This window comes from Rhodococcus mengyinensis, assembly GCF_048381435.1.
Classification (GTDB): domain Bacteria; phylum Actinomycetota; class Actinomycetes; order Mycobacteriales; family Mycobacteriaceae; genus Rhodococcus_F; species Rhodococcus_F opacus_D.
Genome location: NZ_JBLWIT010000110.1, coordinates 52,213 through 75,007, shown reverse-complemented (window position 1 = coordinate 75,007; position 22,795 = coordinate 52,213). Strand labels below are relative to the sequence as shown.

The 22,795-nt window shown below is 68.1% G+C and carries 14 protein-coding genes and 2 tRNA genes; 6 read left to right on the top strand and 10 right to left on the bottom strand.

The genetic code is table 11. The features are described from left to right. The first annotated feature begins 431 nt into the window (after nt 1-431). Nucleotides 432-9,755, top strand: coding sequence for a fatty acid synthase subunit beta domain-containing protein (locus ACNJ7E_RS23920; protein WP_418341115.1), 9,324 nt, complete (start codon nt 432-434; stop codon nt 9,753-9,755). Nucleotides 9,756-9,764: 9 nt separating this feature from the next. Then, entirely contained in the window at nt 9,765-10,157 is a 393-nt protein-coding gene (acpS, locus tag ACNJ7E_RS23915; RefSeq protein ID WP_037236411.1) for a holo-ACP synthase AcpS, read from the top strand. Between the two features lie 68 nt (nt 10,158-10,225). On the opposite strand, the gene ACNJ7E_RS23910 is transcribed toward acpS, so the two are convergent. Continuing rightward, the gene (locus tag ACNJ7E_RS23910; RefSeq protein WP_011594442.1) at nt 10,226-10,915 is read right to left on the bottom strand and encodes a TetR family transcriptional regulator; all 690 of its coding nucleotides are present in this window, start codon (nt 10,913-10,915) and stop codon (nt 10,226-10,228) included. A 201-nt stretch (nt 10,916-11,116) separates the two neighbouring features. Next, nucleotides 11,117-11,590 carry a thioredoxin-dependent thiol peroxidase gene (bcp, locus tag ACNJ7E_RS23905; RefSeq protein WP_007296587.1) on the bottom strand — a complete coding sequence of 158 codons (474 nt, stop codon included), beginning with the start codon at nt 11,588-11,590 and terminating at the stop codon, nt 11,117-11,119. A 161-nt stretch (nt 11,591-11,751) separates the two neighbouring features. On the opposite strand from bcp, the gene ACNJ7E_RS23900 reads away from it, so the two are divergent. Continuing rightward, a complete protein-coding gene (locus ACNJ7E_RS23900) occupies nt 11,752-11,973 on the top strand; it encodes a DUF3618 domain-containing protein (RefSeq protein WP_005248277.1) in 222 nt (73 codons plus the stop codon). Between the two features lie 155 nt (nt 11,974-12,128). Here the strand turns inward: ACNJ7E_RS23900 and ACNJ7E_RS23895 are convergent. Beyond that, nucleotides 12,129-12,201, bottom strand: a tRNA-Lys gene (locus ACNJ7E_RS23895). Between the two features lie 289 nt (nt 12,202-12,490). On the opposite strand from ACNJ7E_RS23895, the gene ACNJ7E_RS23890 reads away from it, so the two are divergent. After that, entirely contained in the window at nt 12,491-13,729 is a 1,239-nt protein-coding gene (locus ACNJ7E_RS23890; RefSeq protein ID WP_418341114.1) for a L,D-transpeptidase, read from the top strand. A gap of 62 nt (nt 13,730-13,791) precedes the next feature. Here ACNJ7E_RS23890 and ACNJ7E_RS23885 read toward each other — a convergent pair. Both ACNJ7E_RS23885 and orn read right to left on the bottom strand, forming a co-directional pair. Then, nucleotides 13,792-13,867: transfer RNA gene (locus ACNJ7E_RS23885), tRNA-His, on the bottom strand. Between the two features lie 85 nt (nt 13,868-13,952). Then, nucleotides 13,953-14,552, bottom strand: coding sequence for an oligoribonuclease (gene orn, locus ACNJ7E_RS23880; RefSeq protein WP_280784747.1), 600 nt, complete (start codon nt 14,550-14,552; stop codon nt 13,953-13,955). A gap of 85 nt (nt 14,553-14,637) precedes the next feature. On the opposite strand from orn, the gene ACNJ7E_RS23875 reads away from it, so the two are divergent. After that, nucleotides 14,638-16,371 (top strand): helicase HerA-like domain-containing protein, encoded by a 1,734-nt coding sequence (locus tag ACNJ7E_RS23875; RefSeq protein ID WP_418341113.1) that lies wholly within the window; start codon nt 14,638-14,640, stop codon nt 16,369-16,371. 63 nt (nt 16,372-16,434) lie between these two features. Here the strand turns inward: ACNJ7E_RS23875 and cmrA are convergent, their stop codons facing one another. From cmrA to ACNJ7E_RS23860, 3 genes are read right to left on the bottom strand one after another with little or no spacing between them, the layout of a single operon-like run. Next, nucleotides 16,435-17,238, bottom strand: a complete 804-nt coding sequence (cmrA, locus tag ACNJ7E_RS23870) for a mycolate reductase (RefSeq protein ID WP_418341112.1) — start codon at nt 17,236-17,238, stop codon at nt 16,435-16,437. 18 nt (nt 17,239-17,256) lie between these two features. Beyond that, nucleotides 17,257-19,281: an FAD-dependent oxidoreductase gene (locus ACNJ7E_RS23865; RefSeq protein ID WP_418341111.1), complete on the bottom strand. Its 2,025-nt coding sequence runs from the start codon at nt 19,279-19,281 to the stop codon at nt 17,257-17,259. Between the two features lie 13 nt (nt 19,282-19,294). Then, nucleotides 19,295-19,828, bottom strand: a complete 534-nt coding sequence (locus ACNJ7E_RS23860; protein WP_280784716.1) for a PadR family transcriptional regulator — start codon at nt 19,826-19,828, stop codon at nt 19,295-19,297. Between the two features lie 125 nt (nt 19,829-19,953). Between ACNJ7E_RS23860 and ACNJ7E_RS23855 the strand changes: the two genes are divergently transcribed. After that, nucleotides 19,954-21,279 carry an MFS transporter gene (locus ACNJ7E_RS23855; protein WP_418341110.1) on the top strand — a complete coding sequence of 442 codons (1,326 nt, stop codon included), beginning with the start codon at nt 19,954-19,956 and terminating at the stop codon, nt 21,277-21,279. Here the strand turns inward: ACNJ7E_RS23855 and ACNJ7E_RS23850 are convergent. Continuing rightward, a complete protein-coding gene (locus tag ACNJ7E_RS23850; RefSeq protein WP_418341109.1) occupies nt 21,276-21,854 on the bottom strand; it encodes a DUF4203 domain-containing protein in 579 nt (192 codons plus the stop codon). The two genes, ACNJ7E_RS23855 and ACNJ7E_RS23850, sit on opposite strands and share 4 nt — an antisense overlap. A 77-nt stretch (nt 21,855-21,931) precedes the next feature. Beyond that, nucleotides 21,932-22,783 carry an alpha/beta fold hydrolase gene (locus tag ACNJ7E_RS23845; RefSeq protein WP_418341108.1) on the bottom strand — a complete coding sequence of 284 codons (852 nt, stop codon included), beginning with the start codon at nt 22,781-22,783 and terminating at the stop codon, nt 21,932-21,934. Nucleotides 22,784-22,795: the final 12 nt, after the last annotated feature.

The following is a 22,795-nucleotide window of genomic DNA, read 5'->3' as shown; positions in this document are numbered from 1 at the left end:
TCGGCTGTTCCTGGATTCGAACATTAGTGCGAGGGTCCGACAGGTTCGGTTTCGCTGGTCGCGGACCCGGGTTCGGGGGCGCGGACCTGCATGAACCTGGGACTTCGTCAAGGTGGTAACAGATTGATAACGATTAATATGAGGCTTTCCTCAGGTTCTTGGACGTCCTCGCACCGCCCTCGTCCAGCACGGACGCGATCTACTCACCGGTCACTTCACGGGAGGGCTGTGAGAGACATCACGCGATATTTCTCCGATGCACGCCTGTGACACCCCGGCGGTATTTGAACGTGAGGAAATCCTCATGATTCTGTGTCAACCTTGAACAGCCCGGAAGAGCTGATCAGAGCCGATACAGCTGGCACACGATGCCGAGGGCGGCAGACACTATCCCCACCTCCCCCTAGAGGGGACCAGGAGAGGACATACGCGTGACGATTGACGACACGACACCCGCAGGAAACGGAAAAAACTCGAAGGGTTCGCGGCGCATCGGCGTAGACCGGGACGACACTCGGTCGTCGAGCAAGGGCACCCTCGTGGATCGTCTGCTCGGAGGTGAGCCGTACGCGCTCGCCTTCGGTGGTCAGGGCGCGCCCTGGCTGAGCTCGCTGGAGGAACTGAGCCGCGACAACGGACTCGAGCCGGCACTCACCACCATCGTCAACGACGCGGCCGACCACCTGGCCCCCGTGGCGCAGGAACTCCTCGTCGTGCGCCCGGTCGGATTCGACCCCATCGCCTGGATCCTCGAGCAGGAACTCGCCGACGAAGAGGACGGCGCCCAGGCGGCCGGACCCTCCGCGGCAGCGCTCACCTCGGCGGCGGTGTCTCTCCCCGGCGTCTTCCTCACCCAGATCGCAGCGCTGCGTGCGCTGGCAGCTCAGGGCCTCGATCCCGCGGTTACGGCTCCCGTGTCGGTGATCGGCCACTCCCAGGGACTCCTCGCCGCGGAGGCCGTTGCCTCCTCGGGTCAGAAGGACGGCGAACTCCTCGCCCTCGCTCAGCTCATCGGTGCGGCTGCCGGCCTCGTCGGCCGTCGTCGCGGAGTGATCGCCGCCGCCGACTCCACCCCGATGCTCGCTGTCTCCAACGTCGACCCGGAACGACTCCGTCAGATCGTCGAGGAGCTCGCCGAAGGCCTCGAGCCCGAGCGCGCAGCCGTCCTCGGCATCCGTAACGCCCGTCGCCGCGTCGTACTGTCCGGCCCGCCCGCCCAGCTGGCACGCGTTCAGCAGCGGTGCGAGCAGATCGAGGCCGACGAGGCCCGTGAGCGCGACGCCAAGAAGCGTGGCGGCTCCATCTTCGCGCCCGTCTTCGAGCCCCTCGCGGTCGAGATCGGCTTCCACCACCCCGCACTCGCGGAGACGATCGACATCGTCGGCCAGTGGGCCGTGCGCTGCGGTCTCGACGAGGAGAAGGCCCGCGCTCTCACGAGCGCCTGCCTCGTCGATCCCGTCGACTGGGTCGCCGCCGTCGACAGCACCCTCGAAGCCGGTGCCGCGTGGATCCTCGACCTCGGACCCGGTGACCTCCTCACCCGCATGACGTCGGCCAGTGTCCGCGGCCAGGGCGTCGGCATCGTTGCCGCCGCGACCCGTGGCGGTCACCGCAACCTCCTCACCCCCGGCGCAACCCCCGAGGTTCCCGCCGCGTGGACCGAATTCCTCCCGAAGCCGGTGTCGCTGCCGGGCGGCCGCATCGGCGTCGAGACCGCGTTCACGAAGCTGACCGGTCGTTCGCCGATCCTGCTCGCCGGCATGACCCCGACCACGGTCGACCCGAAGATCGTCGCCGCAGCAGCCAACGCAGGCCACTGGGCCGAGCTCGCCGGCGGTGGCCAGGTCACCGAGCAGATCTTCGCCGACAACGTCGAGAAGCTCACCGGGCTGCTCGAGCCGGGCCGCGCCGTGCAGTTCAACTCGATGTTCCTCGACCCCTACCTGTGGAAGCTCCACGTCGGTGGCAAGCGCCTCGTGCCGAAGGCCCGTGCCGCGGGTGCCCCGTTCGACGGTGTCGTCGTCACCGCCGGTATCCCCGAGCTCGAGGACGCCGTCTCGATCATCGGAGACCTCACCGACGCCGGCTTCAGCTACGTCGCGTTCAAGCCGGGCACGGTCGCGCAGATCCGCTCGGTCATCCGCATCGCCAACGAGGTTCCCTCGTTCCCCGTCATCGCCCACATCGAGGGCGGCCGCGCCGGTGGCCACCACTCGTGGGAAGACCTGGACGACCTCCTCCTCGACACCTACGCCGAGCTGCGCACCCGGCCGAACCTGGTCCTGTGCGTCGGTGGCGGCATCGGCACGCCCGAGCGGGCTGCCGACTACCTGACCGGCCGCTGGTCCGTTGCACACGGCTTCCCGGCCATGCCGCTGGACGGCATCCTGGTCGGCACCGCCGCCATGGCCACCCTCGAGGCGACCACCTCTGCCGAGGTGAAGCAGCTCCTCGTCGACACCCCCGGTACTCCGGACTGGGTCGGAGCAGGCACCGCCGAGGGCGGCATGGCCTCCGGCCGCAGCCAGCTCGGCGCCGACATCCATGAGATCGACAACGCAGCGTCCCGCACCGGCCGTCTGCTCGACGAGGTCGCCGGTGACGCTGACGCCGTCGCCGAGCGTCGCGACGAGATCATCGAGGCACTGAACATCACGGCGAAGCCGTACTTCGGCGACGTCGCGACCATGACGTACGAGCAGTGGCTGCGCCGCTACCTCGAGCTGGCCGTCGGCATCGACGCGGCGAAGGCATTCGACTGCGGCACCGACCTCCAGGACGCCATCACCGAGGCCACCGCGAGCCCGTGGCTCGACATCACCTGGCGTGCGCGCTTCGGTGAGATGCTGCAGCGCACCGAGTCGCGTCTGCACCCGGTCGACCGTGGCCCCATCCCCACCCTGTTCGCCGACGACGCGATTCTCGAGCGTCCCGAGGCGGCCGTCTGCGCCCTGCAGGCGCAGTACCCCGACTACGCCACCACGGTTCTGCACCCCGCGGACGTCTCCTTCTTCGTCTCGCTGTGCAAGACCCCCGGCAAGCCGGTCAACTTCGTGCCCGTCGTCGACGGTGACGTCCGCCGCTGGTGGCGTTCCGACTCGCTGTGGCAGGCACACGATCCTCGCTACACGGCCGACCAGGTTTGCGTCATCCCCGGCACCGTCGCCGTCGCCGGCATCACGCGCGTCGACGAGCCTGTCGGCGAGCTGCTGGACCGCTTCGAGAAGGCCACGTACGACGAGCTGGTCACCGCCGGTGTCGCGCCGCTGTCGCTGCCCGCACGCCGTCACGCGGACATTGCCCGCGGCCTCCTCGACACCGTGCTGTCGGCTCCCGACATCCAGTGGGCCTCGCGCCTGACGCTGAACCCGGTTCGCCGGCTCGGTGACCTCGACAAGTGGTCGATCGAGTCCGACACCCTCGCGGTGCACGAGACCACCGGTGCCGAGCTGTCCGTCATCGACGACCAGCAGGTGCTCCTCACCGTCCCGCTGGTGGCAGCCAAGTCCGTCCAGATCACCATCACCGTCCCCGCGTCCGTCGCGGACGGTGGCGCTCCCGTGGTCACCGAGGCCGACGCCGAGAAGTCGATGACCGCACTCCTCGCGGTCGCGGCCGGTCAGGAACTGCCCGCCGTCAAGAACGGTGTCGCACGCCTCAACCTCGCCTGGACGCCCGACCTGGTCGCCGACCACGCCGGTGTCACCGGCTCGGGTCTGCCCACGACGCTGAGCGTCAGCGGCAAGGCCGTCCCGGACGTGGTCGTCGGCGCTTGCTGGCCGGCCGTGTTCGCCGTGCTCGGTGCTGCCAAGACCGAAGACTCGCTGTCCGTCATCGAAGGCATGCTCGACCTGGTCCACCTGGACCACAGCGTCGATTTCGTCGGCGAACTGCCGTCGGAGACCAGCATTCTCGTCGTCAAGGCCGAGGTCGCCTCGGTTCTCGACACCGACCTGGGCCGCGTCGTCGAGGTCAAGGTCGAGGTCGGCGCCATGCTCGGCGAGGGCCTGGACGCGCCTGCCGTCGTCACCCTGTCGGAGCGCTTCGCGATCCGCGGCCGCACCGGCAAGGGCGAACTGTCCGACCCGGCCCGCGCCGGTGGCTCGCTGAGTGACGAGGCCGTCGACACCCCGCGTCGTCGTCGCCGCGACACCACGATCGTCGCTCCCCGCAATATGGGCTCCTTCGCCCAGGTGTCGGGCGACCACAACCCGATCCACACCTCCGACAACGCGGCACTGCTCGCCGGCCTCGGCAGCCCGATCGTGCACGGCATGTGGCTCTCCGCCGCCGCCCAGCAGGTCGTCACCGCCGTGGATCCGGCCGAGACCAAGACGCCGCCGCGTCGTCTCACCGCCTGGACCGCACGCTTCCTGGGCATGGTTCGCCCGGGCGCCGAGATCGACGTCCGCGTCGACCGCATCGCCGTGGACCGGGGCGCCGAGATCGTCGAGGTCGGCTGCCGCATCGACGGTGAACTGGTGATGGTCGCAACGGGTCGCACCGCCGCCCCGAAGACCGTCTACGCGTTCCCCGGACAGGGCATCCAGCGTCCCGGCATGGGCCTCGACGCCCGCGCCCGCTCCAAGGCCGCCCGTGAGATCTGGGACCGCGCCGACAAGCACACCCGCAAGGCCCTCGGCTTCTCGATCCTCGCCGTGGTCCGCGACAACCCGACGGTCGTCAAGGCCCGTGGTGTCGAGCACAAGCACCCGGACGGTGTCCTGCACCTGACCCAGTTCACCCAGGTCGCGATGGCGACGCTCGGTGTGGCTCAGGTCGCCGAGCTCCGCGAATCCGGTGCCTTCGTCGAGGGCGCCCTGCTCGCAGGCCACTCGGTCGGTGAGTACAACGCTCTCGCCGCCGTCGCCGGTGTGCTGCCTCTCGAAGCTGTTCTCGAGGTGGTCTTCCAGCGTGGCTCCGCGATGCACGCACTCGTTCCCCGCGACGAGGCCGGCCGTTCCGACTACCGGATGGCTGCCATCCGCCCGTCGCAGATCGGTCTGGCCGACGACGACGTCGAGGCGTTCGTCGCCGGTGTCGCCGAGGCGACCGGTGAGTTCCTGCAGATCGTGAACCTGAACCTGCGTGGCTCGCAGTACGCCATCGCCGGTACGGTCGCCGGACTCAACGCGCTGGAGGTCGAAATCGACATCCGCCGTGAGGCTTTCGGTGGCAAGCGCGCGTACATCATGGTCCCGGGCATCGACGTCCCGTTCCACTCGACGGTGCTGCGTGGCGGCGTCGACGACTTCCGTGGACGTCTCGAGGAACTGCTTCCGCAGGACATCGACCCGGCCATCCTGATCGGGCGCTACATCCCGAACCTGGTCCCCAAGCCGTTCTCCCTGAAGAAGGAGTTCGTGCAGGAGATCGCCGACCTGGTGCCGTCGAAGCCCCTCGACAAGGTGCTGAAGGACTTCGACTCCTGGGCGAAGAGGCCGGTTCAGCTCACCCGCGTGGTCCTCACCGAGCTCCTGGCCTGGCAGTTCGCCAGCCCGGTGCGCTGGATCGAGACGCAGGACCTGCTGTTCGCCGACGAGTCCGAGGGTGGACTGGGTGTCGAGCGGTTCGTGGAGATCGGTCTGGGCTCCGTCCCGACCGTCGCGAACCTCGCATCGCAGACCCTGAAGCTGCCCGGCCGCTTCGGCTACCCGGTCGAGGTCCTCAACATCGAGCGTGAAGCGTCCATCGTGTACTCCACCGACGTCGATCCGGCGCCGGTCGAGGACGACGAGCCCGCAGCACCCGCAGCCGAGGCGCCCGCCGCATCGGCCGCACCCGCCGCGGCTCCGGCCCCGGCCGCTGCACCGTCCGGTGGACCGCGTCCCGACGACATCGCGTTCAAGGCCGCAGACGCCACCAAGGTCCTGATCAGCCTGTGGACCAAGCTCCGTCCCGATCAGGTCGGCCCCGTCGACACGATCGAGGCGCTGTGCGACGGCGTGTCCTCACGGCGTAACCAGCTGCTCGTCGACCTCGGCTCCGAGCTCTCGCTCGGCGCGATCGACGGTGCGGCGGACGCCGACATGGGTTCGCTCGCCGGCACGGTCGACTCCCTGGCCCGTACGTACAAGCCGTTCGGCCCGGTGCTGTCCGACTCGATCAACGATCACCTCCGCAAGGTCTTCGGCCCCTCGGGTCGTCGGCCGGCGGCCATCGCAGACCGCGTGAAGAAGGTCTGGGAACTCGGCGACGGCTGGGCGTACCACGTCACCGCCGAGGTGGCGCTCGGAACCCGCGACGGTTCCAGCATCCGTGGTGGTGACCTCGGTGGCCTGGCCGGCGGCGGTCTCGCCGACGGCGCCGCAGTGGACGCCGTCATCGACAGCGCAGTGGCCGCAGTGGCCTCGCGCCGTGGGATCAGCGTCTCCCTCCCGTCCTCGGGTGGCGGAGCCGGTGGCACCGTCGACGCCGCGGCGCTGGGCGAGTTCACCGAGCACATCACGGGCCGCGACGGCGTGCTGGCCTCGGCCGCCCGCCTCGTGCTCGAGCAGCTCGGCTTCGCAGGCGACACGGCGACGGCAGCGCAGCCGACCGACACCGAACTCGTCGACCTCGTGTCGGCGGAACTCGGTTCCGACTGGCCGCGACTGGTCGCTCCCGCGTTCGACGCCAAGCGGGCGGTGCTGCTCGACGACCGCTGGGCCAGCGCACGTGAGGATCTGGCTCGTCTGTGGATCGACGCGGCAGGCGTGGAGTCTCTCGAGATCGAAGGGTTCGCCGGTGCAGGCAAGTCCGTTGCGGCGCAGGCCGCATGGTGGCAGGCCCGCGCAACCGACGAGGGTCGCACGGCTCTGGCCGAGAAGTACGGACGCATCGCGGAGGCGGCAGTCGTCGTCACCGACGAGACCCCGGAATGGGCAGACCAGGTCGCCGTCGTCACCGGTGCCAGCAAGGGTTCCATCGCGGCCTCGGTCGCAGGCAAGCTCCTCGCCGGCGGCGCGACGGTCTTCGTGACCACCTCGCGTCTCGACGACAAGCGTCTCGGCTTCTACCGCGACCTCTACCGCCGCAATGCTCGCGCCGGTGCCGCCCTGTGGGTGGTCCCCGCGAACATGGCGTCCTACACGGACATCGACGCGCTCATCGAGTGGATCGGTGAAGCCCAGTACGAGACGGCCGGTGGATCGAAGAAGCTCGTCAAGGAAGCGGTCACCCCGACGCTGCTGTTCCCGTTCGCCGCGCCCCGCGTGGCAGGCGACCTCGCCGACGCCGGCGCCCGCGCCGAAATGGAGATGCGCGTTCTCCTGTGGTCGGTGGAGCGTCTGATCGGCGGACTGTCGAAGATCGGTTACGACCGTGACGTCGACACCCACCTGCACGTCGTCCTGCCCGGTTCCCCGAACCGCGGCCTGTTCGGTGGCGACGGTGCGTACGGCGAGGCCAAGGCCGCGCTGGACGCTGTGGTCGGCCGCTGGAAGGCCGAGCGCAACTGGGCCGAGCGCGTCACCCTGGTGCACGCTCTCATCGGCTGGGTCCGCGGAACCGGCCTCATGGGCGGCAACGACCCGCTGGTCGAGGCCGTCGAAGGTGCCGGAGTCCGTACCTGGTCCACCCAGGAAATGGCCACCGAGCTGCTGCAGTGGTGCGAGCCCGAGGCACGTCGCCTCGCCTCCACCGAGCCGCTCGCGGCCGATCTGACCGGTGGGCTCGCCCAGGCGAACCTGGACCTGCCCGCGCTGGCGAAGCAGGCTCAGGAAGCTGCGACCGCTGCTGCCGAGGCCGACGCGGATGCGGACGAGCTCGACACCATCGCGGCTCTGCCCGCCCCGCCGCGGGTCTCCGAGTCGGTGGCACCGGCTTGGGCCGGCGTCACGGCGGCTCCGGAAGACCTCGTCGTCATCGTCGGCGCCGGTGAGCTCGGACCGTTCGGTTCCTCGCGTACCCGCTTCGAGATGGAGGTCGACGAAGAGCTTTCGGCGGCAGGCGTTCTCGAACTCGCCTGGAACACCGGACTCGTCGTGTGGGAGACCACGCCGTCCGCAGGCTGGTACGACGCCGAGACCGGGGAACTGGTTCCGGAGGCCGAGATCGCGGACAAGTACCACGACGCAGTCGTCGAGCGCTGCGGCATCCGCCGCTACGCGGACGACGGCGCGATGGTCGAGAACACCGCACCGCTCCTCACGTCGGTCTTCCTCGACAAGGACCTGAGCTTCGTGGTCAGCACCGAGGCGGAAGCACTGGCCTTCGTCGAGGCCGACCCGGAGAACACGGTCGCGACGCCGGTTCCGGACAGCGGTGACTGGCAGGTCACCCGCCGTGCGGGCACCGAGATCCGCGTCCCCCGCAAGATGAAGCTCACGCGCAGCGTGGGTGGTCAGATCCCGACCGGATTCGACGTCACCAAGTGGGGCATCCCCGCCGACATGGCCGACTCCGTCGACCGCGTGGGCCTGTGGAACATCGTCGCCACGGTGGACGCGTTCCTCACCGGTGGATTCACGCCCAGCGAACTGCTGCGGTGGGTGCACCCCTCGCTGGTCGCCAACACCCAGGGCACCGGCATGGGCGGCATGACCTCCATGAGGTCGCTGTACATCGACACGCTGCTCGGCGAGAACCGGCCGAACGACATCCTGCAGGAAGCCCTGCCGAATGTGATTGCGGCGCACGTGGTCCAGTCCTACGTCGGCGGTTACGGCGCCATGGTCCACCCGGTTGCGGCGTGCGCCACGGCCGCGGTGTCCGTCGAAGAGGGCGTCGACAAGATCAAGCTCGGCAAGGCCCAGCTCGTGGTCGCCGGCGGGTTCGACGACCTCAGCGCGGAGGGCATCATCGGATTCGGTGACATGTCCGCCACGGCCAAGACCGACGACATGCGGGCCAAGGGCATCGACGACCGTCGATTCTCCCGGGCCAACGACCGTCGTCGCGGCGGGTTCGTCGAGTCGCAGGGTGGTGGCACGATCCTGCTGGCCCGCGGTGACCTGGCACTGGAGATGGGCCTGCCCGTCCTCGGTGTGGTCGCCTACGCCGGCTCGTTCGCGGACGGTGTCCACACGTCGATCCCGGCTCCCGGAATCGGTGCGCTCGGCGCGGGACGTGGGGGAGCGGATTCGCAGCTCGCCCAGTCCCTCGGCAAGCTCGGTGTCAGTGCCGACGACATCTCGGTGATCTCCAAGCACGACACGTCCACCGCGGCCAACGATCCCAACGAGGCGGAGCTGCACGAGCGCCTCGCCGGGGCCCTCGGCCGCAGCGAAGGTGCGCCGCTGTTCGTGGTCTCGCAGAAGAGCCTCACCGGACACGCCAAGGGTGGTGCCGCAGCATTCCAGCTGATCGGTCTCTGCCAGGTGCTGGACCAGGGCATCGTGCCGCCGAACCGCAGCCTCGACTGCGTCGACGAGAAGATGGCCGAGTTCGAACACCTCGTGTGGGCTCGGGAGCCGCTCCGCTTCGGCGAGCAGTTCCCGCTGAAGGCCGGTCTGCTGACCAGCCTCGGCTTCGGGCACGTGTCCGGCATGGTCGCGGTCGTGCACTCGCAGGCGTTCGTCGAGGCCATCCCGGCCGACAAGCGTGAGGCGTACCTCGAGCAGGCACGCAAGCGCACCGTCGAGGGTCAGCGTCGTCTGGCGAAGGCAATGGTCGGTGGCGGCAGCCTGTACGAGCGTCCGGCGGATCGTCGCTTCGGCGGCGACAGCGTCCCGGCCGCAGCGTCCCGTCAGCTCGAGGCGGACGTCCTGCTCACCGAGGCCGCGCGCCTCGGAGCGGACGACGTGTACAGCTCGGGTCTGCCCGGCTGCAAGTAGGAACGACGGATGGGAGTTCTGGGGATCGGCTTCGATCTCGTGACGGTGTCGGAGTTCGCCGAGCAGCTGGACCGGCCAGGGACGGCAATGCTCGACAACTTCACACCGGGCGAGCGTCGGGACGCCGTGACCCGGAGCTCCGATCCGGCTAGACATTTCGCCGCCCGGTGGGCTGCGAAGGAGGCAGTGATCAAGGCCTGGTCCACGTCTCTCTTCGCCAGCCCGCCGGTGCTGCCCGAGATGATCCACCACCTGATCGAGGTGGTGACGGATGCGTGGGGACGGCCGAGTATCCGCTTACGCGGGGACGTCGCCAAGCATCTGACCGACGTGCGGATTCACATCTCCCTCACACACGACGGAGACATGGCGGGCGCGTTCGCCGTCATCGAGTCCCTGTAGGCGCCTCCGGCGCCCGTGCGCCTTTCTGGTAGCTCCGGCAACCGGAAGGGCGCACAGGCGCGTAGCGGCTAGGTGGAGCGCGATTCCTTCTCGGCGACCAGCAGGTATGCCACCATCAGCCGTTTGAGTTCGGCGACGGCGTCCGCGTGGCTCTGATTGTCCTGCACGGAGAAGTTGAGCATCGAGTACACGACGTGGACGAGCACCTCGGCCATCATCGTCCGCCGCTCCCGCGACGTCCGCGGGGTGAGGGGCGCGAGCATCCGTGACACCTGCTCCGCGAACGCCTTCTCGTGGATGGCGCCGGTGGCGCGGGTCGAGGGCGTCGACTGCATCGCCAGCCACACCTCGCGCCTCGACGGGTCGGATGTCCACAGGCCTGCCATGTGGTCGACGAAGGAATTGAGGAACCGCAGCCAGTCGAGGGACGGGACCTCACCGTTGAACTGGGCGATCTCGTGCTGGACGCCGACGAGGTCCTGCCGGTTGAGTTCGCAGACGATCACGTACTTGTTCGCGAAGAACTGGTAGAGGGTGCCGATCGGGACGTCCGCGCGTGCGGCGACCTCCTCGCACGTGAACGATTCGAATCCCACGTCCACCAGCAACTCCCGCGATGCCGTGAGCAGCGCGTCGAACTTCCGGCGACTACGTTCCTGGGTCGGACGTCTGCGGGGCAGGAGTTCCTGCGGGTCCGACTGCAGCTCCAACGCCGGGTCCACTCGGCGCGGCGCTTGCTTGCTGACTGAAGACTCCACCGCCCCAGGCTATCCGTCTTTCGTCCGGATTCCGAAGATCCCTCCCGGTGACGCGTCGGGTTTCACCTGGGCGAGGAGACTGCTCGAGCCGTTTCGGGTGTGAACGATGTGATCGCCCACAAGTTGCCGACCGCTGCGTTACCGACCCACCACAACGCCGGTGACGGGCGGCCGACAACATGCAGCCGCCCGTCGCGTCGATCAGACGGACAGGTCCCGCCGCAGTTTCGCGACGTGGCCGGTGGCGCGGACGTTGTACTGGGCCACTTCGATCTTCCCGTCCTCGTCGACGAGGAACGTGGAGCGGATGACACCCTGCACGGTCTTGCCGTACATCTTCTTCTCGCCGAACGCGCCCCACGCCTCGAGCGTGGCCTTGTCGGGATCGGACAGCAGAGGGAACGTCAGTTCCTCGTTGTCACGGAACTTGGCCAGCTTCGCCGGCTTGTCGGGTGAGATGCCGATCACGTCGAGGCCTGCGCCGTTCAGGTCGGCGAGGTTGTCGCGGAAGTCGCAGGCCTGTTTGGTGCAGCCCGGCGTGCTCGCCGCCGGGTAGAAGTACACGACGACCTTGCGGCCGCGGTAGTCGGCGAGCGACACGTCGTTGCCGTCGGCGTCGGGCAGCGTGAAGGCGGGTGCGGTGTCTCCGGGGGCGAGTCTGTTGTTGTCGGTCACGAGAAGTCAGGCTACCGGGACGGTCTGACCCTGGGCCGCGGCGCGATCGGGGGAGACAGAGTCGCTGGTCGCGTGTTCTCGTCTACGGTTGACGCAAGTGTGGGATCGTCGCGGTAGCGTCGCTCTCGCTGATCGAACCAGTCGAACAAGTTGGAGGACACGTGCCCAGGGACACCGAGAGCATCGAGCGTGAGATCGAGAACGCGCGTAATCAGCTCGCGAGCACTCTCGACGAATTGACGGTCCGCACCAACCCGAAGCGTCTCATGGAGAACACGAAGCGGACGCTGATCGCGAAGCTGAACGAGCCGGCGGTCAAGTACGGACTGATCGCCGTGGGTGCGGTGGCAGGGCTCCTGGTGCTCCGCAAAGCGTTGCGCTGAACGACCCTCGTCACTGACGGGCCGTCGGATGTGAAGTTCGCAGTGACTTCACGTTCCGGCGGCCCGTTCGTCATCCGACCGCCCACTCGGTGCGGTGAGATCGTGACACGAGAAAGGCCCCCATCCTCGTGAGAGGATGGGGGCCTTCGTGCAAGTGCGCCCACAGGGACTCGAACCCCGGACCCAGTGATTAAGAGTCACTTGCTCTACCAACTGAGCTATAGGCGCTCGCTCTTGCGAGACAGAACATTAGCGGGTCGCTTCTCGGGAATGCAAATCGCCTGGTGGCGACTGCCCGTGGCGACCCGATTCGGACGGTAGCGCGTAACAACAGCGCCGCTGGTCACGATTGATATTCGAACGTTATTGAGCGGCTCGGCGCTTGGTTGGAACCGGTCTCCAGTGGCTGGCATCATTGGAGACCACACGGTCTCGACGTGCTGATTCGTCTTGCGAAGGCGAGGGACGTGCCGGCTTGAACGTGAATTCGGAGCGAGGACGTGAAGTGGGGTTATCCATGGGTGTGGGGCGTGGCGGGCGCGTGTGTGCGCAATCGGTGAGATCCGTCTCGAAGACGGCGACGATTGTGGCGGCATCACTCGTATTCGCAGTGTCGATCGCAGGGTGCACCGTCTCCGGTGCCGACAGCGTCACGTCGGAAGGTGAGGCGCCGATCGATTCCAATCCGGTCACCGAACTCATCAAGCCGAAGCTGACGGCGTCGGCCGTCGATGGTGCGGTGGGATTCTCGCCCGGACAGCCGGTGACGGTGACGGTGACCGACGGCACGCTGGCGGCGGTCACCATGCTCAACCCGGAGGGCGAGCCGGTCGACGGCGCCATCGCCCCCGACGGGTTGTCCTGGGTCAACACGGAGCCGCTGGGCTACGACAAGGAGTACCGGCTCGAGGTGAAGGCGAACGGACTCGGCGGCGGCACCACCTCGACGTCGGCGTTCACGACCAGCGCGCCCGGCAACGTCACCAAGCCGTACGTGATGCCGTCGGAGGGTGACGTGGTGGGCATCGGTCAGCCGATCGCGGTCCAGTTCGACGAGAACATCCCCGACCGCAAGGCCGCGGAGGCCGGCATCACCGTCACGACGAATCCACCCGTCGAGGGCGCGTTCTACTGGGTGAACAACCGTGAGGTGCGGTGGCGTCCGCAGAGCTACTGGGCCCCCGGCACCGCCGTGGACGTCAAGGTCGCCGTGTACGGCCGTGATCTCGGTGACGGACTGTTCGGCCAGGAGGACGTCCACACGGCGTTCACCATCGGCGACGCCCTGGTCGCGACGGCGGACGACAACACCAAGCAGGTGACGTTCGAGCGCAACGGCGAAGTGATCATGACGATGCCCACGTCGATGGGTAAGGACGACACGCCCACCGACAACGGCGTGTACATCATCGGCGACCGGTTCGCGAACCTCGTCATGGACTCGTCCACCTACGGTGTGCCGGTCAACTCCCCGCAGGGATACAAGACGCCCGTCGATTGGGCGACGCGAATGTCCTACAGCGGCATCTTCTTCCACTCGGCGCCGTGGTCGGTGGGGCAGCAGGGGTACTCGAACGCGAGCCACGGCTGCCTGAACCTGAGCCCGTCCAACGCGAAGTGGGTGTACGACAACACGAAGCGCGGCGACATCGTGATCGTCAAGAACACGCTGGGCGGCACGCTGTCGGGCACGGACGGCCTCGGCGACTGGAACATCCCGTGGGATGTCTGGAAGGCGGGCAACGCCAACGCCTGACGGCGGGCGTCAGACCAATCGCAAAGAGGAAAGCCCCCGGCCGAGGCCGGGGGCTTTCCGTGTGGGGTGAGTGACGGGACTCGAACCCGCGACAGCCAGGATCACAACCTGGTGCTCTACCAACTGAACTACACTCACCATGTGCTTCAGGCACCGCCCGGGGGCAGTAACTTCGGCGAGGAAGATACTAGCGCGTCCGGTGCCCGAGAAGCCAATCGGTATCTCAGGCGGGCCCGAGTTCCTCGACAACTGCGGCGATGTCGCTGGTAGACGGTCCGGGCTCGGGCACGAACGCCGTCTTCCGGTAGTACTTCAGTTCCCGGATCGACTCCTTGATGTCGGCCAGGGCGCGGTGGGCGAGACCCTTTTCGGGCTGACCGAAGTAGATCCGCGGGTACCAGCGCCGGGACAGTTCCTTGATGGAGCTGACGTCGATCATCCGGTAGTGCAGGTAGGTGTCGAGGTCCGGCATGTCGCGGGCGATGAATCCGCGGTCGGTCGCGATCGAGTTGCCTGCGAGCGGCGCCGTCCCGGCGACCGGCACGTGCTCGCGGATGTAGGCGAGCACCTGCTGCTCGGCCTCGGCGAGCGTGACCGTGGACTTCCGGACCTCGTCGGTCAGCCCCGAGTTCTCGTGCATCTTGGTCACCACGGCGGGCATGTCCGCGAGCGCGTCGTCGTCGGCGTGGATGACGATGTCGACACCCTCACCGAGCACGTTCAGCTCGCTGTCCGTGACCAGAGCTGCGATCTCGATCAGTTTGTCGGTGCCGAGTCGGAGCCCGGTCATTTCACAGTCGATCCACACAAGTTTGTCCTGCACCAGGAACACAGTAGTCACGTGAGTGACGGGATAAGGTTTGCGGTGGACACTTTCTCCCGACGTGCGTGATTCGAGGAGGGCTTGGATGACCCAGCAATCGCAGGACGGCGACGCGACCTCGACCCCGGCGGAAAGGGCGGCGGCGGCGAGGGCGGCGGCCGCCGAAGCGGCCAGGATCGCGGCAGAGGCTGCGGCAGCGGCAGAGGCGGCGGAGCAGGAAGCCCGGGACGCGGAGACCGCGGAGAACCGTGCTCCCGCAGACGTCGCCTCCTCCGGTGCCGCCGCGGACATCGCGGCCGGATACTCCTCGGAGGGTGCGGCTCTGGAGCTGGGAACGGTGGTGCTCGACGGCGCCGTGGATCCGGCGGCCCGGGTGCGTATCCCGCTCGCGACGGTCAACCGGCACGGACTCGTCGCCGGCGCCACCGGGACGGGAAAGACGAAGACGCTGCAGGGTATTGCCGAGCAGTTGTCGGCTGCAGGGGTTCCCGTGGTGATGGCCGACGTGAAGGGCGACCTGTCGGGCCTGTCGCAGCCGGGTGAGGCGGGCGACAAGATCACCGCCCGAGCGTCCGAGACGGGTGACGACGAGTGGCGGCCGGCGGGATCCCCGGTCGAATTCCTCTCGCTGGGAACGGAAGGCTTGGGGATTCCCGTCCGCGCGACCATCACGGCGTTCGGGCCGATCCTGCTCGCCAAGGTTCTCGGGCTCAACGAGACTCAGGAGTCCACGCTGGGGCTGATCTTCCATTGGGCCGACGTTCAGGGGCTTGCGCTGCTCGACCTGTTGGATCTGCGATCGGTCATCGCGCATCTCACCAGCGACGAGGGCAGGGCCGATCTGAAGGGGATCGGCGGCGTGTCCCCGGCCACGGCGGGTGTGATCCTCAGGGCCCTCGTCAATCTCGAAGCCGACGGCGGCGACACGTTCTTCGGGGAGCCCGAGCTCGAGACCGAGGACCTGCTCCGGGTGATCGACGGCAGGGGCGTGATCACGTTGTTCGAGTTGGGCGCCCAGTCCGCGCGCCCGGCATTGTTCTCCACCTTCCTGATGTGGGTGCTGGCCGATCTGTTCCAGACGTTGCCCGAGGAAGGCGATCTCGACAAACCCAAACTCGTCTTCATCTTCGACGAGGCGCACCTGCTCTTCGCGGACGCGTCGAAGGCGTTCCTGCAGCAGGTGGAACAGACCGTGAAGCTCATCCGCTCGAAGGGTGTGGGGGTCTTCTTCTGCACCCAGTTGCCGACGGACGTCCCGAATGCGGTGCTGTCGCAGCTCGGCGCGCGGATCCAGCACGCGCTGCGCGCTTTCACTCCCGACGATCAGAAGGCGCTCACGAAAACGGTACGGACGTACCCGACCACCGAGAACTACGACCTCGAGAAGGCTCTCACCTCACTGGGCATCGGTGAGGCGATCGTCACGGTCCTGTCGGAACGGGGTGCACCGACGCCGGTGGCGTGGACGAGGATTCGGCCTCCCCGCTCGCTGATGGACACCATCGGCAACGACGCGATCACCGCCGCGGCGTCGTCGAGTCCGCTGTCGGCGAAGTACCGGCAGACCGTCGACCGCGAATCGGCGTACGAGAAGCTGACGGCCAAGGTCGCCGGGGCACCGGCCACGGAACCGGGCCTCGACCTGCCCCCGCTTCCCGACCTGCCGCCCCCGCCGCCCGTACAGCGGGAGGGTCCGAACATGGCCGAACAGATTCTCGGGAACTCCGCGGTGAAGAGCTTCCTCCGCTCGGCCGCGTCGGCCGCCGGCCGCGAGATCTCCCGCAGCATCTTCGGGACGGGCAAACGTCGCAGGCGCTAGAAACGCTGGGCGAATGTACCTTTCAGCGCCTCGGCAGGGGTGACCGGTACATTCACCCGGGGGTCATCCGCCCAGCTTCTTGTAGAACGTTCCGACGATCGGGGCGACCACCGCGCGCGGGCTGTACTGCCCGGCAACGGACATCGCCTTGCTGATGATGCCGGGCACCACGCGCATCTTGTTGTCGGCCAGACCGTCGAGCGACACCTTGGCGGTGTATTCGCTGGAGATCCACAAAAAGTCGGGCACCAGCCTGTCCACGATCGACGCGTCCGCCGGATCGGGCTCCTCGGTGCGGACCGGGCCGGGTGCGAGCAGCGTGACGTTCACTCCCGTTCCCTTGAGTTCGCCGCGCAGCGACTCCGAGAAGGTGTTGACGAACGCCTTGCTGGCCGCGTAGGTGGCGTTGTGGGGGATGGGCATGTTGCCTGCCGCGGAGCCGACCATGAGGATGGCGCCGGACTTGCGTTCGAGCATCCCGGGCAACACCGCGAGGGTGAGGTCGTGCACCGCAACGGCGTTGAGTTCCACCTGGGCCCGCTCGTACGCGGGATCGAGTCCGGCGACCGGGCCGAACGTGGCGATGCCCGCGTTGTTGCACAGGATGCTGATCTCACGTCCGGACAGTTCGGTGACGAGGGTGGCCCGCGCGTCGCGATCCGACAGATCGCACGCGCGCACGTCGACCTCGACGCCGTGCTTGTCACGCAGGGCCGCAGCGAGTGAATCCATCACCTCGCCGCGGCGCGCGACGAGGATCAGGGAGTGGCCCCGGGAGGCCAGGTCGGTGGCCAGCGCCTCGCCGATTCCGGACGAGGCGCCCGTCACGACGGCGCGGGCACTGGGGGTGGGGTTCGGCAAGCTCACGGTCAGCAGCGTAGTGCGTCAGATGCGCGCGGCGAGCCGGGTGCCCTGCTCGATCGCGCGTTTGGCGTCGAGTTCGGCTGCGACGTCGGCGCCGCCGATGACGTGGGTGGTGACGCCGGCGACGGTCAGTTCGTCGACGAGGTCACGCACCGATTCCTGACCTGCGCAGATCACGACGTTGTCGACGGCGAGGGTGCGGGGCCTCTCGCGTTTGGCGCCGAACGTGATGTGCAGGCCGTCGTCGTCGATGCGCTCGTAGTTGACCCCGGACAGTTCCTGCACGCCCTTGTTCTTCAGCGCTGCCCGGTGAACCCAGCCCGTGGTCTTCGCGAGTCCGGCGCCGATCCGGCCGCTCTTGCGCTGCAGCAGGTACACCTCGCGCGGCGACGGTTCGGGAATGGGTGTGGTGAGGGCGCCCGCCGCCGCTTCGGGTTCGGTGACACCCCACTCCTGCTTCCACTCCTTCAGGTCGAGCGTCGGGGAGTGCTCGTGGGTGAGGAACTCGCTGACGTCGACGCCGATCCCACCGGCCCCGATCACCGCGACCGACTGCCCGACGGGCTTGCCGCCCCGCACGACCTCCGGATACGTGAGCACCTTCGGGTGGTCGATACCCGGAATGGACGGAACCCGCGGCGTCACCCCGGTCGCGACGATCACCTCGTCGTACTCGCCGACCAGCTCGGTCGCGGTGACGCGGCTGTCGAGCCGGACGTCGACACCGGCGAGCGGAAGCTGGCGGTTGTAGTACCGGATCGTCTCCGCGAACTCCTCCTTGCCGGGGATCTTGCGGGCGATGCCGAACTGTCCGCCGATCTCCGAATCCGCCTCGAACAGGGTCACCGAGTGGCCGCGCTGTGCCAGGCCCAGTGCTGCCGACAGGCCCGCGGGTCCGGCGCCGACGACGGCGACACGCTTCGCGGCCCGGGTGGGGGAAAGTGTCAGTTCCGTTTCCCGGCCTGCACGGGGATTCAGCAGGCACGACACGTGCTTGCGGACGAAGGCGTGGTCGAGGCAGGCCTGGTTGCACGCGATGCACGTGTTGATCTCGTCGGGGGTGCCCGCTTCGGCTTTGCGCACCCAGTCGGGATCGGCGAGCATCGGGCGCGCCATCGAGATGAGCTGCGCGTCACCGCGGGTCAGGATTTCCTCGGCGACCTCCGGCATGTTGATCCGGTTCGACGCGGCCACGGGGATGCTCACGTGCTTCTCGAGCTTGCCGGTGATGTCGGCGAACGCGGCCCGCGGCACCGACGTCACGATCGTCGGAACACGGGATTCGTGCCAGCCGATGTCGGTGTTGATGATGGTCGCGCCCGCGGCCTCCACTTCCTGTGCCAGCGCGACGATCTCGTCCCACGTCTGACCGCCCTCGACGAGGTCGGCCATCGACAGGCGGAAGATGATGATGAAGTTGGGGCCCACCGCCTTGCGAGTGCGGCGGACGATCTCGACGGCCATCCGCCTGCGGTTCTCGGGAGTGCCGCCCCACTCGTCGGTGCGCTTGTTGGTGCGCTCGCACAGGAACTGGTTGATGAAGTAGCCCTCGCCGCCCATGATCTCGACGCCGTCGTAGTTCGCCCGCTGCGCGAGCCGGGCGCAGCGGACGAAGTTGCGGATCTGCCAGCGCACGCCCCGGCCCGTGAGTTTGCGGGGCCGGAACGGGTTGATCGGGGCCTTGATCGACGAGGCGGAGACGCTGAAGGGCTGGTAGCTGTACCGGCCGGCGTGCAGGATCTGCAGGGCGATCTTGCCGCCCTCGTCGTGCACCGCCTTCGTGATCGCGCGGTGCCTGCGGGCCTCGACTCGGTTGGTGAGCTTGGCGCCGAACGGCAGCAGCCAGCCCGTCCGGTTGGGCGCGTAGCCGCCGGTGACGATCAGCGCGACACCTCCGCGGGCGCGCTCGGCGAAGTACTCGGCCAGACGGGGAACGTCCTTGGCGCGATCTTCGAGCCCGGTGTGGATGGAACCCATGATCACCCGGTTCTTCAGCGTCGTGAAACCGAGGTCGAGGGGAGCGAGGAGCTGCGGGAACTGGGTCATTGGCGGCGTGTCCTTACTGTGCGAGCGCGTCGAGTACTTCTTGGCACCAGTCGGCGAATCCCTCTTCGACGCGGATTCCGCCGCGCAGGACGAGGTACTGGTGCAGGGCTGCCCCGGAGAGCTGGTCCGGTGCGGGAAAGTCACGTTTTTCGATCATGCGGTAGACCTCGAGCCGGGCGGCGTGGCCGTCGCGGTGGCGAGCGACCTCGGCCGTGAGTGCGGCGATGTCACCGTGCTGAGCGGCGCGGATCTTCACTGCCAGCTCGTTGCGCAGGTGGTTGGGCTCGGTCGGTTCGGCGATCCAGCGCTCGAGTTCCGCGCGCCCGGCCGCGCTGACCCGGTACACCTTCTTGTCGGGTCTGCTGTCCTGCGCCACGACCTCGGCGTCGACCCATCCGGACTCGTCCATGCGTTTGAGGACGCGGTAGATCTGCTGGTGGGTGGCGCTCTGGAAGAAGCCGATGGATTTGTCGAACCGGCGCGCCAATTCGTAGCCCGAGCCGGAGTGCTCGGTGAGGGAGACGAGGAGCGCATGTTCGAGTGCCACGAACCGAAGTATGTATGCAACGAGGTGCGTATGCAACTGAGTGCACACTCAGTGGTCCGTCCGAGCGGGACGCTCGTCGCGTCGGACCGTACGAACTCCCCGTTCGCTCGCATAGGCTCGCGGGCATGAGCACCGAGGTTCGTCCGCCGGCCGGGATCGGCGAGGCCGCGACGCGCAGACAGGTTGTCGCGTGGGGGTTGTGGGACTGGGGTTCGGCCGCCTTCAACGCCGTGATCCTCACGTTCGTCTTCTCCGTGTACCTGACGGACGCCGTGGGGGAGGACCTGCCGGGGTCGATTTCCGCGAGCACGTGGCTGGGATGGTCGCTCGGCATCGCCGGTTTTCTCATCGCCGTGCTCGCCCCTGTCACCGGTCAGCGATTCGACGCCGCCGGACGACGTAAGTGGGCGCTCGGTGTCCTCACGTTCGCGACGGTCGGGTGCATGGCGGCGATGTTCTTCGTCCGCGACTCGTATCAGTACCTGTGGCTCGGGCTGGTGCTGCTGGCCGCGGGTTCGGTGATCTTCGAACTGGCCGGCGTCCCGTACAACGCGATGCTCAGGCAGGTGTCGACGCCGGCGAACATCGGCCGGGTGTCCGGGTTCGGCTGGGCGATGGGCTATTTCGGCGGGATCGTGCTGCTGCTGCTGTGCTACTTCGGATTCATCTCCGGTGACGGCGACAACCGGGGATTCCTCGGGCTCACCACCGACGGCGGACTGAACATCCGGATGGTGGCGCTGCTCGCCGCCGTCTGGTTCGCGATCTTCGCGATCCCCGTCCTGCTGAAGGTCCCCGAGCTACCCCGCCCCCACGCGGATCCGGGTGCCGACAAGGCCGGCTTCGTCGAGTCGTACCGGGTGCTGTGGCGCGATCTGCGCGACCTCTGGGTCGCCGACCGGCGCACCGTGTACTTCCTGGTGGCGAGTGCGCTGTTCCGCGACGGACTGGCCGGTGTCTTCACGTTCGGCGCCGTCCTCGCCGTCAACGTCTACGGCATCGGCGCGGGTGACGTGCTGCTGTTCGGCGTCGCGGCCAACGTCGTCTCCGCGCTCGGCGCGCTCACCGCCGGCCGGTTCGACGATCGGATCGGACCGAAGACCGTCATCATGACGTCCCTGATCGCGATGATCGTGGTCGGCGTCGTACTGACGGCCGTCTCCGGACCGGCCATGTTCTGGATCTTCGGACTGCTGCTGTGCCTGTTCGTCGGTCCCGCGCAGTCATCCGCGCGGACGTTCCTGGCCCGGATCACACCGCCGGGCCGGGAGGGGCAGATGTTCGGTCTGTACGCGACCACCGGTCGCGCGGTGTCGTTCCTCTCGCCCACCCTCTTCGGGCTGTTCGCCTGGTGGTTCGCGGCGGATCGGGCCGGGATCATCGGACTGGTGATCGTGCTCGCGATCGGGCTCGCCGCGCTGACGGTGGTGAGGGCACCCGAGCGCGACTAGCGCCGCGCGCGATCGTCATCGATCCGGAGCTTCTCCGGGAACAGCCGCCGCTGTGTCAGCCAGCCCGCCGCCGCCACGACGATCCAGATCAGCGTGGCGAAGAACTGCTGGCTGCCCTCGTTCGGATCCTCCAAGAAACCCAGCGGGGGGATGGCCAGGCCGAGCCCGGTCAGGACCATGCTGGCGCCGCCGAGCGCGGTGAGCCACAACAACGCCCGCGCCCGGTACCGGTCGGCGAGGAAACCACAGGCGACGGCGAGCGCGACGATCACGACTCCGCTGAGGAGCCAATTCGCGTCGTCGGGTTGCAGGACACGACTGAGCTTGGCCCCGATGACGGCGCCGGTGATGATCCCGAGAAAGAATGCGGCGAACTTGAAGATCAGGGTCGTGGCCACCCACGCCACGACTGCCCCGATCGCCGCGACCAGGAACGTCGTCTCGAGCGACAGCGACAGCAGATCGGCCAGGAGCCAGCCGAGGCCGAAACCCGAGGCGAGAACGGCGACGTGGAGTGAACCGACACCGGCGAAGCACAGAACGGCGCCGACCAGAAGGATTGCGATGCCACTCATGGTGCCCTCCCACGGTGCACGAGACGAGTAGTGCAATCAAACCAGAACGCACGCCCCGTCGAGGGGAAGAGCGGATTTCAATTCGGTGCGGCTGCGGTGCGGGCGAGGATAGCGTCTGCGAGGGCGTCGGGCCGCTGCTCCGGGATCCAGTGCGTGGCACCGTCCAGGACGACGAACTCGTAGGGCGCATCGACGAACTCGCCGCACCTTTCCGCTCCCGCACGCCCCAGCGCCTGGTCACCGGTGCTCCAGACGTAGGTCGTCGGAACGGTGACGGCAGGCGTCTGCTCGAAGTCGCTCGTCATCGCGCGGTACCAGTTCAGCGCGCCGGTGAGCGCTCCCGGTTCGCCGAGCAGCGCGACGTGCCGGTCGACGAGCGCCGGCGCGACGACGTCACCGAACATCGCGCGCAGCGCCCGCGCGTTCTCCTCGAGGAGGACCCGCTCGGCCTTGCCTTCCGTCCTGAGGAGACGAATGTAGGAGGAGCGTTCCTTCTGATCGGCGTCCTCGCGCAAGGCCCAGCCGAACGCGCCCGGATGTGGCACCGACACGGTGGTGAGCGAGGTGATCCGGTCGGGGTGCCGCGCCGCGACGACCCACGCCACGGCGGCTCCCCAGTCGTGCCCGACGAGATGTGCCGAGTCGAGACCGAGTGCGTCGAGCAATCCGATTACGTCCGCGACGAGGTGGTCGATCCGGTAGGAGTCGACTCCGTCGGGTCGCGCACCGGGCGAGTATCCGCGCTGGTTCGGGGCGAACGTCCGCAGACCGGACTCGTTCAGCAGGGCGCTGACCGGTTCCCAGGACGCGGCGCTCTCCGGAAACCCGTGCAGGAGAACGACGGGGACGCCGTCGGCCGGACCGCTGGTGGTGACGTCGAACGTCAGGTCGCCGAGGGTGATGTGCGCGTGTTCCGAGGTTGACAACATGCCCCCACCGTA